16 protein-coding genes are annotated in these 17,172 nt (G+C 57.3%); 7 read left to right on the forward strand and 9 right to left on the reverse strand.

Annotated features, from left to right (window positions below; genetic code table 11):
- Positions 1-338: 338 nt before the first annotated feature.
- Entirely contained in the window at positions 339-1,496 is a 1,158-nt protein-coding gene (locus RBB76_RS05810) for an SIS domain-containing protein (RefSeq protein WP_429628352.1), read from the reverse strand.
- Between the two features lie 307 nt (positions 1,497-1,803).
- Between RBB76_RS05810 and nagA the strand changes: the two genes are divergently transcribed.
- Together nagA and RBB76_RS05820 are read left to right on the forward strand one after the other, a co-directional pair.
- Positions 1,804-2,970 (forward strand): N-acetylglucosamine-6-phosphate deacetylase, encoded by a 1,167-nt coding sequence (nagA, locus tag RBB76_RS05815; RefSeq protein WP_429628351.1) that lies wholly within the window; start codon positions 1,804-1,806, stop codon positions 2,968-2,970.
- A gap of 234 nt (positions 2,971-3,204) precedes the next feature.
- Positions 3,205-3,981, forward strand: a complete 777-nt coding sequence (locus RBB76_RS05820; RefSeq protein ID WP_429628350.1) for a GntR family transcriptional regulator — start codon at positions 3,205-3,207, stop codon at positions 3,979-3,981.
- On the opposite strand, the gene RBB76_RS05825 is transcribed toward RBB76_RS05820, so the two are convergent.
- Both RBB76_RS05825 and RBB76_RS05830 read right to left on the reverse strand, forming a co-directional pair.
- A complete protein-coding gene (locus tag RBB76_RS05825) occupies positions 3,971-5,251 on the reverse strand; it encodes a sugar MFS transporter (RefSeq protein WP_429628349.1) in 1,281 nt (426 codons plus the stop codon). The two genes, RBB76_RS05820 and RBB76_RS05825, sit on opposite strands and share 11 nt — an antisense overlap.
- Positions 5,252-5,289: 38 nt before the next feature.
- Positions 5,290-6,045, reverse strand: a complete 756-nt coding sequence (locus tag RBB76_RS05830) for an N-acetylmannosamine-6-phosphate 2-epimerase (protein WP_429628348.1) — start codon at positions 6,043-6,045, stop codon at positions 5,290-5,292.
- 108 nt (positions 6,046-6,153) lie between these two features.
- Between RBB76_RS05830 and RBB76_RS05835 the strand changes: the two genes are divergently transcribed.
- The 3 genes from RBB76_RS05835 (at position 6,154) to RBB76_RS05845 (ending at position 9,014) form a co-directional block, all read left to right on the forward strand.
- Complete coding sequence (locus RBB76_RS05835) at positions 6,154-7,305, forward strand: lactonase family protein (protein ID WP_429628347.1); 1,152 nt, start codon at positions 6,154-6,156, stop codon at positions 7,303-7,305.
- 561 nt (positions 7,306-7,866) lie between these two features.
- Positions 7,867-8,484, forward strand: coding sequence for a CGNR zinc finger domain-containing protein (locus RBB76_RS05840; RefSeq protein WP_429628345.1), 618 nt, complete (start codon positions 7,867-7,869; stop codon positions 8,482-8,484).
- Positions 8,485-8,564: 80 nt separating this feature from the next.
- A complete protein-coding gene (locus RBB76_RS05845) occupies positions 8,565-9,014 on the forward strand; it encodes a nuclear transport factor 2 family protein (protein ID WP_429628344.1) in 450 nt (149 codons plus the stop codon).
- A gap of 64 nt (positions 9,015-9,078) precedes the next feature.
- On the opposite strand, the gene RBB76_RS05850 is transcribed toward RBB76_RS05845, so the two are convergent.
- The 3 genes from RBB76_RS05850 to RBB76_RS05860 form a co-directional block, all read right to left on the reverse strand.
- A complete protein-coding gene (locus RBB76_RS05850) occupies positions 9,079-9,660 on the reverse strand; it encodes a YceI family protein (protein WP_433963521.1) in 582 nt (193 codons plus the stop codon).
- A 220-nt stretch (positions 9,661-9,880) separates the two neighbouring features.
- The gene (locus RBB76_RS05855; RefSeq protein WP_429628342.1) at positions 9,881-10,453 is read right to left on the reverse strand and encodes a DUF4136 domain-containing protein; all 573 of its coding nucleotides are present in this window, start codon (positions 10,451-10,453) and stop codon (positions 9,881-9,883) included.
- Entirely contained in the window at positions 10,450-10,656 is a 207-nt protein-coding gene (locus tag RBB76_RS05860) for a hypothetical protein (protein WP_429628341.1), read from the reverse strand. Before RBB76_RS05860 ends, RBB76_RS05855 begins: the two co-directional genes overlap by 4 nt.
- Before the next feature lie 244 nt (positions 10,657-10,900).
- Between RBB76_RS05860 and RBB76_RS05865 the strand changes: the two genes are divergently transcribed.
- Positions 10,901-11,380: a septal ring lytic transglycosylase RlpA family protein gene (locus tag RBB76_RS05865; protein WP_429628340.1), complete on the forward strand. Its 480-nt coding sequence runs from the start codon at positions 10,901-10,903 to the stop codon at positions 11,378-11,380.
- Positions 11,381-11,498: 118 nt separating this feature from the next.
- Positions 11,499-12,443: an alpha/beta hydrolase gene (locus RBB76_RS05870; RefSeq protein ID WP_429628339.1), complete on the forward strand. Its 945-nt coding sequence runs from the start codon at positions 11,499-11,501 to the stop codon at positions 12,441-12,443.
- 1 nt (position 12,444) lies between these two features.
- Here the strand turns inward: RBB76_RS05870 and RBB76_RS05875 are convergent, their stop codons facing one another.
- From RBB76_RS05875 to RBB76_RS05885, 3 genes are all read right to left on the reverse strand, one after another.
- Positions 12,445-15,153 carry a heterodisulfide reductase-related iron-sulfur binding cluster gene (locus tag RBB76_RS05875; protein WP_429628338.1) on the reverse strand — a complete coding sequence of 903 codons (2,709 nt, stop codon included), beginning with the start codon at positions 15,151-15,153 and terminating at the stop codon, positions 12,445-12,447.
- Between the two features lie 209 nt (positions 15,154-15,362).
- Positions 15,363-16,313 (reverse strand): electron transfer flavoprotein subunit alpha/FixB family protein, encoded by a 951-nt coding sequence (locus RBB76_RS05880; RefSeq protein WP_429628337.1) that lies wholly within the window; start codon positions 16,311-16,313, stop codon positions 15,363-15,365.
- Positions 16,310-17,068, reverse strand: coding sequence for an electron transfer flavoprotein subunit beta/FixA family protein (locus RBB76_RS05885; RefSeq protein ID WP_429628336.1), 759 nt, complete (start codon positions 17,066-17,068; stop codon positions 16,310-16,312). The genes RBB76_RS05880 and RBB76_RS05885 overlap by 4 nt, the downstream gene beginning before the upstream one ends.
- Positions 17,069-17,172 lie beyond the last annotated feature (104 nt).

Below are 17,172 nucleotides of genomic sequence, written 5' to 3' on the forward strand. Positions count from 1 at the left end.
GGCTCGTTACTTCGACCAAACTTTAGTACTCAACGTAACCTCCCAAGTAAGCACTCACCTATTACACGAAAGTTGCACCGTGAGGATGAGTCGATTGGCCCCGATCGCGCTAGCCGCGTTGGGAACGAGCAATTTAACTAGGTGAAATGGAATGGAAGGAGGCTTGCCTGCACGAGCGCCTGACACCTGTCGCGACCTGTATTTGCGAGGATTGGGGGGAAAAGCGGAATAGTTCGTCTCAACCTGGGCGAATAAGGCCGCCATTACGGTCAGAGTCAGAAGCTATTCGACGCGCACAAGACTTCTAAGTCGATTGATACGGGAGGCTCGTGTGAGAACTACTCTTCAATGACGGCCTTGACCAGATTCCTCGGCCGATCAACATCAATGCCACGACTAATCGCCAGAGTGTAAGCGAGCAGCTGAAATGGCACGACCTCCAAAATAGTTGATAGAAGGTCATTGCTTGGGGGAATAAAGAGACAGGAATCACTACACTGAGGAACATCCTGATCGCCTTCTGTTGCAAGGGCGATAATTCTTGCGCCTTGCGCTCTCATATCCTTCATTAGTTGCAGGACTTTTGAGTATCGCAGGAGCGAATCGGGATCACCCGCGTCGGCGGTGGCAATCATAATCAGCGGAGAATCCTTGCTGACCAGAGCGTTAGGGCCATGTTTCAGTTCACCCGAGGGATATCCTTCGGCGTTCAGGTATGCGGATTCCTTAAGCTTAAGCGCACCCTCCCTAGCTATCGCATAGTGAGCACCACGACCGAGGTAGAGCAAAGTGCTAGAGCTTGCCAACTGAGGCGTCAAGGCTTCGATCTGCTTCTGCCAGCCCGGCAGTGCGCCCTGGAGGAGATCGGGAATTTCTCGCAACTGGCGGCCGTGAGCTTCAGCGGTCTGCAGCGTCATGCGTCCCCGGACTCGCGCCAGGTGAAGCGCGAGAGAGTAAAGTACAGCGAGTTGGGTGGTAAAACTCTTTGTTGCCGGTATGGCCTTCTCAACACCAGCAAAGGTGGGTAGTGAGGCACTCGCCTCGGTTGCCATGCTGGAATCGGCGTTATTGGTGATTGCGACGGTGGTGAGTCCCCGAGCGTGCGCTTCTCGGAGAGCGGCGAGCGTGTCGGCAGTCTCCCCGGACTGCGAGATGACCACAACGCCGGGATTATGAAGAGTATGCGTAGAGCGGTAGGTATACTCACTTGCGTATTCGACGTCGACGGAGATCCCCGTCAGATCTTCAAGCATGATTTCGCCGGCCAGACCAGCGTGTCGGCTGGAACCACTGGCGGCAATAACGAGCCGCTCTCGACCTCCAAGAGCATCGACAACCGGTTGAAATGTCTCTGCTGTTGAAAGACCGCCCGGGACGTATTGTTCGATGGTCGCGGCTAGAGCCTGAGGCTGCTCATAGATCTCACGCAGCATAGCATGAGGAAATGTCACGAGATCCTGCGATATGGGCGTCGGGTCTGTCATTTGCTTTGGCATCAAACTGCTTTCTCTAATTGTGTAACGGCCAGCTGACCTATTGAAGTCGATATGAGCGCTATCAGCCAAACTGGACGATGGGCAGATCCAATCAAGTCTATTTTGATGACGCCACTCTGAACACACGGATAAATCTTTACACCTTCAAACTTGTATGTACGACTATACTGGATTCGCGATATCAAAGATAGAGTTTATTCGCTTGGCCAGACGCCCTCGACTCACCGTCTTCACCATGTCGGCGCCGAAGATTTAGAAACATGGTTAACTAGAGCTTGCGTTCAGGTGAAATCAGGAAAGGGTAGCAATGATCAGTACTATAGCGGCGCGGAGACTCATAAGGTCAGACTCAATGGTGGAGTATCCGCTCGTCAGGATAGAAGATGGTCGCATCAACCAAATAGAAAGCCTCAACGCCGCGGACCACGAACGAGTGCAGGCAACATATAACTTTCGTGAGGCCACCCTCGTTCCGGCCTACGTCGACATTCATATTCATGGCTGCGCTGGACACGACGTAATGGAAGCCGACCCGCAGGCTCTGAACGCCATTGGTTCATATCTCTCCAGCCGTGGTGTCGGAGCATACTTTCCCACAACTGTCACGTCTCCCAAAGATGAGACTCTGCGCGCCTTGGCTGGCCTCGCGACTGAAATCAAACGGAGGGCCGAGACGATCGACTATCGTGCTACTCCGCTCGGAATACATCTTGAGGGCCCCTTTCTCTCGCATCTGAAACGTGGCGTACATACCGAGGCTCTTTTGGAAGCTCCTGCCGTCTCTCTTTTCGATCGTTTTTGGCAGGTAGCAGAAGGGCAAATTCGCCTTATGACGATTGCTCCGGAACTGCCCGGAGCGATCGAATTGATCGCTCATGCAACCTCACTAGGCGTTCGTTGCAGCATGGGACACAGCGATGCGAGAGTATGTGAAGCAGAGGCCGGCTTTTTGGCTGGAGCGCGTTCCGCAACGCACACGTTCAATGCAATGCGTGCGATCGATCATCGCGAGCCCGGACTTGCCGCCTACGTGCTGGATAAGCAGTCGTTGTTTGCAGAGATCATTTGTGATGGCATTCATGTCGATCCGCTTATGGTCAGGCTTTTTTTAAAAGCTAAGGACAAAGATCGTGTCATTCTCGTGACCGACGGCATGAGTGCTACCGGAATGCCCGACGGAACTTACATGTTGGGTGATATGAAGGTGGAGGTGCATAACGGGCGTTGCACCTCCGATGGCACACTTGCGGGCAGTGTCCTGACCCTTGACCGCGGAGTACAGAATCTCATCGACTTTACAGACGCGAGCCTGAGTATGGCAGTGGCTGCAGCATCGCACAATCCTTCACGGCTAATGGGGATTGATGAGAGCTGGGGCAGTCTCGAAGTGGGTCGCGCCGCCAATATTACGGTATTGTCGCCATCAGCGCAGGTTATGCAAACCTTTTTGGCGGGAAGATCGACGATCGCATAAGGTGTAGGCTCTTATACTCTTGCCTGGGATCAAATTACCTGGCCGAATCTGCCCCCTTAACTGCCCGCGCTCCTAACAAGTATGTATAGACAACTGAACTGGGATAAGACTAAAAAGACAAGGTACGCAAATAACCGACAAGTTGTATCTCAAAATGCTGACTAGAAAACTGCTGCCCATACAGCTGTGAACCATCAAGACACAAGTGATTTTCGAAACGTCTCGGGAGCTAGAGTGCCGAAGCCTGAACCTCAACCTGCTTCAACAGTGCGTCCTCTGGATAAAAGCGGTTTCATACCGTTGTATTACCAGATTCAACGGGCTCTTATGGAAATGATTCACTCTGGAGAGCTAGCGACAGGAGACCCCCTGGCTTCCGAAGAGGAACTGGCGCGCCTATATCGCGTAAGCCGAATGACTGCACGACAGGCGCTTCACGGGTTGAAGACCAGCGGCTTCGCTGTTAGTCAGAAGGGGCGGGGCACCTTTGTCACTCGGCCTAAGCTTGAGAAGAACATCATGCATCTGCGCGGCTTTACCGAAGATATGAAGCATCTCGGCATGGTACCGAGCTCAAAACTAATCGAGCAGACGGGGGTGAAAGCGTCTGCGGAACTCGCGGAAAAATTAAAGCTGAATGCAGGAGAAATCGTTATGCGGCTACGGCGGCTGCGGCTGGCCGACGGAATTCCGATGGCGCTCGAAGAATCACACATTCCTCTGAAGCAGTTTCCAGGTCTGGAGAAGATCAACTTCGCTAAACAATCTCTCTACTTTGTGCTTCGCGAAACATTCGGTGTTCGGGTAGCGTGGGCAGACGAGGTAATCGAGGCATTACCGGCAACTCGCGAAGAATCCGATTTGCTTACGATTCCAAAAAAAGCGAGCATCCTTTCAATCTCACGGACCATTATGACCACGGAAGAGACCCCAATCGAAGTCGCCTGTTCCCGTTATCGTGGCGATCGTTACCGGGCGTCGATCCGCGTGCCAACCACGTCTATTGAGTAAGCCCTGAGCTGACCGCGGACGTATTGCTCGTGATACTCAAATTTCGATGCCCTTTGACGGCAAAGAAGAATATATACACGTAGCAAAGCAAGACGATGGCAAAACTGCGCTGATAGCCCACGGTATCAGACAGAAAACCCTGAATTTCCGGAATTATTGCGCCGCCGACGACCATGGTAATCAGGATCCCGGAGCCCTGACTCGTGAAGCGTCCCAACCCACGCACCGATAGCGGGAAGATACACGGCCACATAACTGAGTTGAACAGCCCGCACGAAACAACAGCCCACATCGCGATGTGTCCGTGAGTCGCAATTGCGACTCCAATCAGAAGAGCTGCGATCAACGAGACGAATGCGAGTGCTCGCTGAGCTCTAATTTTGCGTAGCACAACAAAGCCGATGAAGCGGCCAACCATGGCACCTCCCCAATAGAGGGAGACGTATCGGGCGGCTGCCTCGTGGCTCAAACTTCCCATCGATGGTTGGCTGAGGTAGGTAATCATGATGCTTCCGATGGCGACCTCGGCGCCGACATAGAAGAAGATGGCGAGTGCGCCGAGGCGAAGGTGTGAGAAGCTCCATGCGCTTCCACCCGCTTGGGACTTAGCTCCGCCTTTCTCGATGACGTCCGGTAGTTGTACAAAGGCCGTGATGATCGCCATGGCAAAGGCACAGATGGCCAGAATTGCGTAGGGCATCCGGACAGAATGAGCCAACTGCGCTACCGAAGCACCGGCTGCGATGAAGATGAAGGCCGCGCCTACCCTGGGTGCGATGGTCGTTGCAATCGAGTTGAACCCCCCTGCCAGATTGAGCCGGGAGGAGGCAGTCTCTGGAGATCCTAGCGCTCCGATGTAGGGATTGATCGCTACCTGGAGAAGCGCTAGGCCACTACCAACTACAAATAGAGCGAAGAGAAAGAGGGGATAGAAGATGACGGCCGAAGCGGGTAGGAAGAGAAGCAGGCCAAGACCCATCACTGATAGTGCCACGACGATCCCTGATTTGTAGCCGATCTTGCCAACGATCCAGCCGGAAGGCACCGACATCACGAAATACGCCCCGAAGAAGCAAAACTGGACCAACAGCGCAGTGACGTTAGTGAGATGAAAGAGATCTTTGAAGTGAGGAACCAGGATGTCGTTGAGCGCGGTAATAAAACCAATGCCGAAATAGAGAGAAACCATCAACATCAGAGGAACGGTGTAATTCTTACTTACATTGCTGACGGTTGTTGTTATAGGTTCTCCCGCGACTCCAATTGCCATTTCTTTCCCCTGTTGCGATCAACCGCATTTTGATATGTCTAGATGACTATACTGCTTCGAGCTGCTCGATTACTCGAAAATTGAAGATCTTTCGGCCGCGTTACCTCTACAAATCGGGTAGTGATGCTCTCGGGGCGGGTAATGGCGGAGCCGACGACGACGGCGGTGGCACCCAGGGCTAGGGCACGCAGGGCCTCTGGGGGATGGGTGATGTGGCCTTCCTGGAGGATGGGTACTGTCAAGTGCGCCACGAGGGATTGGAGGAGGGGCCAGGAAGGGGTGCGAATGCCGGCAGTCTCTGCGGTGTAGCCGTAGAGGGTGGTTGCGACGGCGTCTACTCCGGCACGCTGGGCGGCGAGGGCGTCTTCGAGGGAGGCGATGTCGGCGAGGACAGGACGGTTGAGCTCGGCGTGGATTCGGGGGATGAGTTCAGTCCAGGGTTCGGGAGCGGTGAGACGGCGCGCTGTGCAGTCGAGGGCGATGATGTCAGCTCCGGCGTCACGGATGGCCTTCGCGGAACGGAAGTCGGGAGTTATGTAGACGTCTCCGTTGGTGTCGAAGGTCTTGATGATACCTATGATGGGCAGTTGCGTCAGAGAGCGGAAGGCTGCGATGCGGGTTGCGCCCTCAGCGCGGAGACCACCAGCTCCGCCGCGCAGAACCGAGGTTGCGATTCGGGTGAGCGTGTTGAGGTCGTCCAGCGGATCGCCTTCGTCTGCCTGACAGGAGACGACGATGCTGCCGTGAAGCTGTTGGAATAGCGAGTTGAAGGAGGCGTTTGAGGCTTGAGACACTTTGCTTGTTTCCTTGGACGCAGCTGTTAAGGAAATGCTCATGCGGCTGTAGAAGACAGACTATCTGCAAATCGGGTTATTGTGGATGAGGGAAAAAAGGAGCGTAGATTGAGACAGATTACTCGGCGTGGATTTGTTTTCGGTTCGGCAGCGTTGTCGGTCGTGGGCAGGGCGGGGTTTGCGGCTGAGAAGGAGGGAGTGCCGTTGCTGATTGGGACTCAGACTTCGGGTACGAGCAAGGGGATCTATGCGTACTCGTTCTCGGAGAAGACCGGGGATTTGACGGCGTTTGGTCTTGCTGCAGAGACTGCGAACCCTACCTTTCTGGCTTTGGCTCCTGATGGCAAGGTCCTCCTTGTTGCGAACGAACTGGATAAGTTCGAGGGCAAAGATGGTGGTGCAGTGTCGACTTTTACGCTGGACCGAACCAAGACGCGGTTGACCAAGGTCAATCAGGTTGCTTCCCTTGGTGGAGGGACCTGCCATGTTGCGTTCGACCACACCGGGCGGGATGCGTTTGCGGCAAACTACGGTGGGGGCAGCGCCGCTTCGTTTGCGGTTGGGTCGGGCGGGGCGCTGAGTCCCGCGGTTTCGTTCTTTCAGTACACCGGACAGGGTCCAAACAAGGCGCGGCAGGAGGCTCCACATGCCCATCGGGTGACGGTGTCGCCGGATAACCGGTTCCTGCTGGTCAACGACCTGGGGCTCGATACGATTCACATCTATCGGCTGGATGCTTCAACGGCGAAGCTTGTTCCGAACGAGCCTGCGGCGTGGCGATCGGCTCCGGGAGCCGGGCCGCGGGCGCTGCGGTTTCATCCGAACGGCAAGGTTGCGTACTGCGTCACCGAGATGGCGTCCTCGGTGGTGGTGCTGCGGTGGGACTCGGAGCGGGGAGCGCTCGAGACTGTGCAGGAGATCGTGATGAAGCCTGCCGACTTCCAGGGCGAGACGAACGGGGACGATATTGTGATCGACCGCGAGGGCAAGTTTGCCTATGCGACGGACCGCTTCGACGATATCGTGGTCACGTTTGCCATCTCACCCTCCGATGGAAAGCTGACTCTATTGAACCGGATGCCGTGCGGGGGGAAGGTTCCCCGCCATCTTACGCTCGACCCGAGTGGGCATTGGCTTCTGATAGCCAATCAGGAGTCGGACAATATTTCGGTGCTCGCTCGTGACCCGAAGACGGGTAAGCTGACGGACTCGGGTAAGAGTTTTCCGTTGTCGCGGCCACAGTGCCTGGTGTTTGCTTAGCTCCTTTTTTGAATCTCCGGGTTCTATCCCCTTGGGTACCCCCCTCCCCCCCTGGGTGGTATTTTGGAGGTAAACTACTTCTATTCAGTAACTTGCAGAGGGGTATTGCCTGCAAAATATAGAAAACAGATGACTTGCGCCTAAAATACTTATTATCAATTAGTTAGCCGCAGAGTAGTACGTTGCCAATAGAAATAAGCCCCGGCGCTTGGAGCCGGGGCTTATTTGTCTATGTATCCATTCTAGTGACTCGTCTGTAACTCATGCGCCAAGCGTATGTATTTGAATGGAAGTTGGTTATACGATTTTGGGGCTTGACAGAGTCTTTGGGGTTCGAGGTTTGACTCTCGCTTTTTTAATGTAAAGTGCGCCCTGCGCGGGCGGCGGTCACTTCGTGACTTGTATACCCCTTTGGTTGGCGCTCCCGCAGGTCGCGATGAAAGATGGTTCGCGACTCTGAGCGCGTAAATATTTGTTATCGAGTGGCTTGACTATCTAACCGGTTAGATAGTATAAAGACATCGCCTCGAGGTGGACGGTCAATAGGGAGCGGGTTTTCTGATGAAGGATCGCCAGAGCGATGTTGGTGTCAAAGCTGCACCTGCGAAGCTTGTCGCTTCTCAGGTTGGGGGCCACCTTGCACTCGACTTTTGCAATACGGCGGGGGAGCACCTCGCCGAACGGCCTGACGAACTACTTAAGGATTGGGAGTCGTTTGTCCGATGGACGGTTCAGGTTGGATTGATCGAGCCTGAGCTGTACGGCGAACTGGTGGATTCTCCGTCGCCTATCGATGAGGTTTGGGAGCTTCGGGAGGAGATCTACCATGTCGGACTGACCCTTGCCCTGGGGGAGACGGTTGCGGAGCACGATCTAGTGGCGATTCGCGAAGAGGCGAACGCACCTAAGCCGATGGTGGTGAGTGGAGGCGGCAGAGTGCATTGGCGGCCTGATTCGCAGTTCGCTTCGCAGCAGTTGCGGGCGGTTCTGGCGGGCGAGGCGTTGTCTTTGTTTTGCTCTCGGAGGTCGGCTCGGATCGGCATGTGTGGAGGCGGGCTTTGCGGATGGCTCTTTCTCGACGAAAGCCGAGGGAAGCGCAGGCGCTGGTGCGACATGAAGGACTGTGGGAACAGGGAGAAGGCGCGCCGGTACTACCGGCAACAGCAGAAGAACAAATAGGAGACGCCTTCAAAGGGACGGGGGCCGATTCGGGCTTGGTTTGTGGAGTACGAAACGAGATGTCCAAAGGAGGAATACCTATGAAGCGAACGATTAGCTTATTTGCAATGAGCATTCTGCTGGCAGGTATCGCGGCCGCCGCGATGGAGGTGCCCACCGCCGAAACCACAATTAACGACGCTGAAGCCGCCCTGGGCGAGGCGATGATTCACAGGGATCTCAGGACGCTCGATAGGTTGGTTGGGGCGGACTGGACCATACAAAGTGACAGCGGGACCATGGGCACGAAGTCGGGTTTCCTCGACGATGTGAGGTCGGGGGCGCTGGTCGTGAAAAGCTTCAAGCTCCACGACGTTCATGTTCGCGTGGTCGGCGATGTGGCCTTTGTGCAGGGCTTCGATGATGAGGTGAGCTCTTACAAGGGGAAAGACAATAGCGGGACCTACAACTGGCTGGATGTCTGGGAGAAGCAAGATGGGCGCTGGGTCTCGGTTGCTACACAATTGACCAGAGTTGAAGCCAGGAAGTGACGGCGACCACGAGGGCTGAGTTTCCGACTCAGTCCTCGCGGCCAAAGTGAAACGACCGTTTACGTTATGGCTTGACGTTCATCGGCGGGCCGCTGATGCGCTTGCCATGGAGGTTGACCTCCACCTCGACTCGGTCGGCGATTTTGATGAAGGGGATTCCGCTGTTCATCCCGTAGTCTTTGCGGTCAAAGGCCAGTATTCCCTTGATATCGCCTTCGCCTGTCCCTATCCCTGAGACGGTCAGAGACAGGGTTTGAGGTTTGGTGACTCCGCGGATGGTGAAGGTGCCGGGGATGTCGAAGGTGTTCGGACTGGTCTGAACGATTTTGTCTGAATGGAAGGTGATGTAGGGGTTATTCTCGGCGTCGAAGAAGTCTTTGCTCTTCAACTTGCCGTCCTTCATGCCGCTTCCGGTGTCGACGCTGGCTGCCTGGGCCTTGATGTCCAGGACGCCGGTTTTGACGTCGGGGGAGGTGAAGATCATCGTGGCGTCCCACTTGTCGAATTTACCGGATATGGGGACCGAGGCCTTCACGTTGAAGCCGATCTCGCTTTTGGCCTTGTCGAATTTGAAGACCGGAACTTGTGCCGAACTTAGGGGCGCCAGAAGTACGGCAAGAATTGGCAGCACTGCCAGATATCTCATCTTCATAAACTTCCTTTCGTGATTCGGTGGATTCCGGGGGGAGCGAGAAGCTTATCAGCAATCCGTGAACTGCGCTGCCTGTCACCGGCCGGGCGGGCAATAGGGGCTAGTGGTGGCTGGAATTTTTCTGCAAAATAGCGCCGCGTCTGATGCTCTTCGGGTGACGCGAAACATCAACGCTCCCATAAATGCTATGGGAGCGTTGAATAGGGCGGCTGGTTTACTTGGTCGGCTTCGGCGGAAAGCCTTTGAACATCTTAGAGATATCGTTGTCCATGGACTTTGCGTTCCTGGACGCGTTGCTCGAAAGATCCGCTGTGGCGAGTCCCCTCCACAGGAGGTTCTTCGAGTTGCTCTCGAAGATGTCGATGACGAGGTTGGTTGTCTGTTGGTTGGTCGTGGTCGTGGTGGTTTGGCCGAGCCCAGGATCGGCCCATCCTCCGCCCCAACCCCAGCCGCCCCAGCCCCAGCCACCACCCCAACCGCCGCCAAAGCCGTCGTACATGGTCTGTGTCTCCTGCTGGTTATGCAGGCTATCGGACGCAAAGACGGTGACTGCACCGCCCGACTCCATGAGTCGCCAGCCCTTGGCCTGGAGCTGTAGGTTGACCTCCTGCTTAATACGGTCGGTATAGAAAGGGATCTTGGTCGTGACTTTTCCCCAGGAATACGTGTGGTACTGGCTGAAGTCAATTTGATGGTTGTAGTCTGTCCTCACGTTATCGCCAAGAGCGATGATTGGGGACGCCAACAAAAGTGCACCGGCAAGTACGATTTGCAAACCACATCTCATAGGATTTCCTTTTCCCGCTGGATTTGTTTCTCGTAGTGTTCCCTGATCCCAAATGAAGCTACGTAGAACAGAAGCACATCGGCCCGCTGCAACTTCAGGAAAAATGCGACCGTCGCCGGAGGCAATTCCATCCCGCCGAAAGTATGTGCCCGGACTTCTTTGAAAGCAAGTCCAACTCGACAAGCGAAATCGGTCTGCGCCAACGGGAGCTTCTGGATGCGGACGGCACATGGCCCCTTGGTAACTCCTTTGGTAACCTAGAGTTGCCAAAATGGGAATTATTTTGCACTTTTTTTGGGGCTTGAGGCAACCCGAAAAATGGTTGACAAGGCGGCTTCGGTGTGATGAACCGAGGGCCATTTTTGTGTATTAAAAATACCCTTTAAGCCTTGAATTTCTTATACTTAAGGGATGGAACCGAGATTTGGAAATGAACGTATAGCAACCATGACGGGAAGGGCCAGAACCGCTTTTACTTTGGCGGCGATGGTCGTTCTGTCAGCCTTTGCGACGGACAGTGCCATTCCGGCAACCGCGCGAGCGGCGGAAGCGGTGCCGGTGATGCATGAGGTCACGACCTCTGAGATCGTGACGACGGTGCGGATGCCAAAGGCTACGGTATTGACGAGGATCAAGAGCGGACTGGCGAGTTGGTATGGCGACATGTGGCAGGGGCGCCGGACAGCCAGCGGCCGAATCTTCGATATGAACGAGATGACGGCGGCGCATAAGACGCTTCCGTTCGGCAGCAAGGTGAAGGTGACCGATCTGCGGAACCAGCGCTCCGTGATTGTGACGATCACCGACCGGGGGGCGTTCTTCCCGGGCAGGGTGATTGATCTGTCGCTTGCCGCGGCGAGACAGCTGCGGATGGTGAATACGGGCGTCGATCCGGTGAGACTGGAACTGCTCAGCTACCAGAACTAAGCTTTCCGACCTTATCGGCTGAGTTTGACTTCGCTTTAGCTGCGCTTTCCTGCTTCTGAGGATTTCTTCCTTGGGCGGGTAAGTGCGTCTGTTGGCAGGCTCCGGGTATATTGCTTCTATGCCGCTCGATCCCCGATTGCAGATGCTTTTGGATGAGGCGAAGGCGTTGGGCCATCCGCCAGCGCACGAACTGACGCCGGAGGAGGCCAGAGTGCATCGGGTGGAGATGATGGCGCGGTTTGTGCCGATGCCGGAGTATGCCGACGTGTGGGTGGAAGAGGGAATGATCGCCGCGGAGGGGCGGAAGATCCGGGTGAGGGCTTATTCTGCCGGCGGGGATGGGCCGGCTCCGGTGGTGGTGTTCTTTCATGGTGGCGGGTGGGTGGCTGGGAATCTGGAGACGCATGATCCTTACTGCAGGGCGCTTGCGAAAGAGGCAGGTGTGCTGGTGGTTTCGGTGGACTATCGGTTGGCGCCGGAGCATAAATTTCCGGCGGGACTCGAGGATTGCCTGGCGGCGACCGAGTGGGTGCTCGAGCATGCAGGGGAGATGGGTGGGGATGCGTCGCGGGTGATGGTAGGGGGCGATAGTGCTGGGGGGACGCTGGCGACGGTGGTGGCTTTGTTGCTGCGGGATAAGGGCGTGACCGGGCTGGCGGGGCAGATTCTGCTCTATCCGGCTGCGGCTTACTATGATCCGCCTACGGCTTCTTATCTGGAAAATGCGGAGGGGAATGGACTTACCCGGTTGGCGATGATCTGGTTTTGGGATCACTATCTGAATGATAAGAGTGAGGGGAAGGACTTTTGCGCGTCTCCGCTGCTGGCGGAGTCGCTCGCTGGATTGCCCAGGGCCTTTGTGGTGACCGCAGAGTATGACGTGCTTCGGGATGAAGGCCAGGCCTATGCGAAGAGGATGGCGGAGGCTGGGGTGGAGGTGACGGAGGTGTTTGCCGAGGGGATGAACCATGGGTTCGCGGCTTCGGCGAATGAGTTTCCGTTTTTGCCGCAGGCGAAGGAGATGCTGCGGAGGGTGGCGGAGTGGGTGAAGGCGGGTCGGTAGGCTAGCTGGGTTTCTTTGGGGTCCACTTTTTTCGTGCGGGGGATGGGTCCGTGGGAGCGGTGGATTCCTCGGGTGAGGGGGATGGGGTTTGTGGAGCGGCTACCGGGGGCGTTGATTTTGGTTGCCACTTTTTGCGTTCGGAGGTAGGCGCTGCGGGGGACGGGCTGAGGTTCGGCGCGGGGGCGAGGTCAGGCGTGACGGCTGACTGTTCGATTGGGGGGATTTCGGAGACCGGGGTTGGGGTGGTCGTTTGTTCAGGTGGGGGCGTCGATGTTTTGGGTTGCCACTTCTTGCGTTCGGTAGTTGGAGGGGCTGCGGTGGTCTGAGTCGCTGGGGGTTGGCCGGTGGGCAGAATCGTTGCGGGAGGATTTTCGGCGGGCTGGCCAGCGGTGGCGGCTTTGGGTTGCCACTTCTTTCGTTCGGGGGTTGCAGTGGGTGCGGCGGCTTGGGGGAGTTCGACGGGGAGAATCTCTTTTGTGGGAGACGGTGCTGCGGTAAGGGCGGCGGCTGTGGTTTCGGGCACTGATTGCGAGATGGGTGATGTGCTGGGTTCGCTCTTTTGCGGGGTGGCAGTGAGGCCTTTGCTGCGGCGGACGCCTTCGAGGAGGAGCTCGGCTACGTCTTTGATGATGATGTCTTCGGAGTCGGCTTTGGTGGGAGTGCTGCCCAGCATGCTCTTGCAGAAGGGACAGCCTACGGCGAGGACTTTTTCTCCTACGGCAGGGGCGAGGGTTTGCTGGGCCTCGCGGAAGCGGTTGTCGGAGATGCGCTCGTTCCCTTCCTCCTCCTCTTTCCAGAACTGGGCGCCGCCGGCTCCGCAGCAGAAGGAATTTTCCTTGTTGCGGGGGAGTTCGGGGGTGTTGTTCGAGAGGATGTTCAGGAGATTGCGGGGGGCTTCGTAGACGCCGTTGTGGCGGCCTAGGTAGCAGGGGTCGTGGTAGGTGATTGTCGCTTCGCTCGGCGTGGGGGTGAGCTGCTTGTTGGCGACTAGGGTTTCGAGGTACTCGGTGTGGTGGAGGACTTTGTAGTCGCCGCCGATCTGTTTGTACTCGTGGCCGATGGAGTTCATGCAGTGAGGGCAGCTGGCGACGATGAGTTTGGGCTGGACGGTGTTAAGCGTGGAGACGTTTTTGTCGGCTAGTTGGCGGTAGAGGTACTCGTTACCGGCGCGACGGGCACTGTCGCCGGTGCAACACTCTTTTTTTCCGAGGACGGCGAAGTTGACCTCAGCGTGGGTGAGGAGTTCGACAAAGGCGCGGGCGGTTTTCTGGGCCTGGGGGTCGTAGCTGGCGGCGCAGCCTACCCAGTAGAGGACGTCGGGGTTGGGATTTTCGTCGGTGGTTTTGACGTTGAGGCCATCGGCCCAGGCGAGACGCTGCTCGTGGTTGATGCCCCAAGGGTTCTGGGCGCGCTCCATGCCGCGGAAGGCGGATTGGAGCTGGCTGGGGAACTCTCCTTCGATCATGACCTGGTTGCGACGGATGTCTATGATGTCGAGCATCTGCTCGTTTTGCGTGGGGCAGACCTCCATGCAGGCTCCGCAGGTGGTACAGGCCCAGGCGGCTTCGGGAGTGAGTGCGAATTTGAGGAGCGGGTGAGGGCTTGGAGCGTCTTTTTCAAAGGGGGCGGCGGTGAACGAGAATGGACTTTGTGCAGCGGCGAGGTCGTTAAGCTCCATGCGCTTGTTGATCTCGAGCGCAGCGGGGCTTAAGGATTTGCCGGTGGCTGTCGCGGGGCAGACGTCCTGACAGCGGTTGCACTGGATGCAGGCGTAGGCGTCGAGGAGGCGCGGCCAGGCGAGATCTTCGAGTCTTGCAGCTCCGATGGTTTTGGCGTTGGCTTCGTCTTCGCTTTCGTTGTCAGCTTCGAGGTTGAGGGCTACGGGAGGGAGAACACCGGAGGTGAGTTCGCGCTCGACGAAGTACTTTGCCGGAGCCATGAAGATGTGGATGTGTTTGGTGTAGGGGAAGTAGGCGAGGAAGGCCAGGACGGAGCCGAGTGCTCCCCAGTAGCCGAAGATGCGGAAGGCTTCGGCGTTGGCGGGAGTGAAGAGGTGGGAGAGTAGTGTCGCGAAGGGCTCGTGGTACGAGGGGCCTTCGGCTGCGATGCGGGCTCCGGCTCCGATTGCGCGGCTGCCTACGTGGAAGAGGATGAAGGCGGAGACGATGAGGGAGTCGCGGGTGATCTTTTCCTGTTGGACGTCTTTGTGGAGGAGGGTTCGGAGGTTGAAGCGGAAATCGGCGCGGCTGGGTAAGGCGAAGCGGCGGATGACGAGTGCGACGACGCCGAGGAGGACGAGGAAGCTTAGTACGTCGGCGAGGAAGCTGTAGGTTGTGAGGACGGTGATGAGGGTGTAGAGGAACGCTTGATTGAGGGCAGGAGGGCTGAAGGAGAAACTTATCTGGCCGGAAGATATAGGGAGGAAGCCTTCGGCGGCGTCGACCAGGTTGACCAAGCCGTAGAAGACGAAGCCGTAGAAGATGAAGGAGTGGAAGAGCCCGATTGTGGGGCGCTTTTTGAAGGTGCGCTGCTGGGTGAGCGTGGTGATGAGGGCGTAGAAGAAGCGGCGGGGGAGATGGTTGAAGCGGGCTTCGGGGTCTGAGGTGCCGCGGCGGATGCGGAGATAGAGGCGATAGAATCCCCAGAAACCCAGCGTGAGAGTGACGGCGGCGAAGAGAAGGAAGGCGATCTTCTGAGGGAATGGAAGCATGGGGCCGGCACCGCTCGCGTTCGTTGTTCAGGTTTCCGTAATTCTGCTTCAGCTAACGCTATTCGACGGAGCTGGAACAGACAAGAGCAAATGCGGGGGTCTTTTCGCTGCGCGACAGAGGGTGATGCTGTCTGTCGCTTCGGTCGAGATGACGATTCTTTGCGGCCGGTTGACGACTCATTTGCAGTCGGTTGAATAGATGCTACGTGCTATTTTTTCAGTTCGGTGAGGATGGCGGGGACTAGTTGGGTGACGTCGCCGATGATGCCGTAGTCGGCGATTTTGAAGATGGGAGCTTCGGCGTCGCGGTTGATGGCGACGATGGTTTTGCTTTTGTTCATGCCGGAGAGGTGCTGGACTGCACCGGAGATTCCGATGGCGATGTAGGTCTTGGGCTGGACGGTTTTGCCGGTCTGGCCGACTTGTTCGGAGTAGGGGCGCCAGCCTGCGTCGACGATGGCGCGAGTTGCGCCGACGGCGGCTCCCAGTTGGTCGGCGAGGGCTTCGACGTATTGGGTGAAGCCTTCGGCGCTGCCGACGCCGCGGCCGCCGGAGACGACGATTTCGGCTTCGGACAGCGAGATGCGTGAGCTGCGTTCGGCGGTCTTGCCAGTGACTTTGAGGCGGGGCGTGGGTAAGTTGAGATCGACGTCAAACTGCTCTGCTGCCTCGGTCTTCGGCGTTGCGGGGTTGAAGACTCCGGGTTTGATGGTGACTACGGCGATGGGCGCGTTGGATTCTATGGTTTCGGTGACGCGTGCGAGGAAGGTGTAGCGCTGGGCGGTGATGGATTCGCCGGCGGCTTTGAGGGTGATGACGTCTTCGAGCAAAGGGGCGTCGAGTTTGATGGCGACGCGGGGGCTGTACTCGCGGCCGCTGCGGCTGCCGCCGATGAGGACGAGGTTTGCTTCGCCTTCGGTCGCGATCTGCGCTACGGCGGCGGACCAAAGCTCGGGGTCGTATTGGGCGAGCGCGGGGAGGTCTGCGACGAGGACCTGATCGACGGCGCGGGCGACTTCGGCGGCGATGGCGGCGATGTTGCTGCCGAGGACGAGTGCGGTGAGGGGGGCTTCGCGGCCGGATTCGCGGGCGGCGGTGATCATCTCCCAGGTGCTCTTGCTTACTTTGCCGTTGGCGTACTCCACGACGATGAGAATCATGCGATCACCCTTGCTTCGTTGCGGAGAAGATCTACGAGTTGCGCGGCGGCGGCGGGTGCGTCTTTGCCGTCGAGGATTTTATTGAGGCGATTTTTGACCTGGATTTCGGCGCTGACGAAGTTGAGCTTTGGTGTGACTGCGAACTGGTCGAGAGACTCTTTGCGTAGCTCTTTTTTCTTGGACTTCATAATGTTGGGAAGTGTGGGATAGCGCGGCTCGTTGAGACCCTGCTGGGTGGTGACGACGGCGGGGAGTTCGAGAGTGAAGGATTCGCTGCCTTCGTCGGCGTCGTGCTTGCCGGTGAGGGTGGCGCCTTTGAGTTCGAGGGCGCTGGTCCAGGTGACTTGGGGCCAGTTGAGGCGTTCGGCGGTGGCGGCGGCGAGGGCGTGCGAGTCCCAGTCGGCTTGTTGGCCGCCGGAGAGAATGAGGGTTGCCTGCTCCTGCGTGGCGAGCTGGGCGAGGACTTTGCTGAGGGCGATGGCGTCGAGCCGGGTGTCGGTTTCGACGTGGATGGCGCGGTCGGCTCCCATGGCGAGGGCGGTGCGGAGGGCGTCCTGAACGCGGGCAGGGCCGACGGCGACGGCGACGATCTCGGCTTCGATGCCGCTCTCGCGTAGGTGCAGAGCTTCTTCGACGCCATACTCGTCCATGGTGTCCATGACGAGCTTGCTGTTTTCGAGCGCGACGGCGTTGTTCTCGATGTGCACGCTCTCTTCGGCGTCGAGTACCTGCCGAATGTAGGTCAGTATGCGCATGTGTTCTCTACCTTATCCTTGTGCGTCGTGGGATTTGACTCTTCGAAGCGGCCTGGCGTTGTGAGTCGCTGCCGCGTTTGCCTTTGATCGAGAGAACGATGCGG

Source organism: Tunturiibacter psychrotolerans (assembly GCF_051013365.1).
GTDB lineage: Bacteria > Acidobacteriota > Terriglobia > Terriglobales > Acidobacteriaceae > Edaphobacter > Edaphobacter psychrotolerans_A.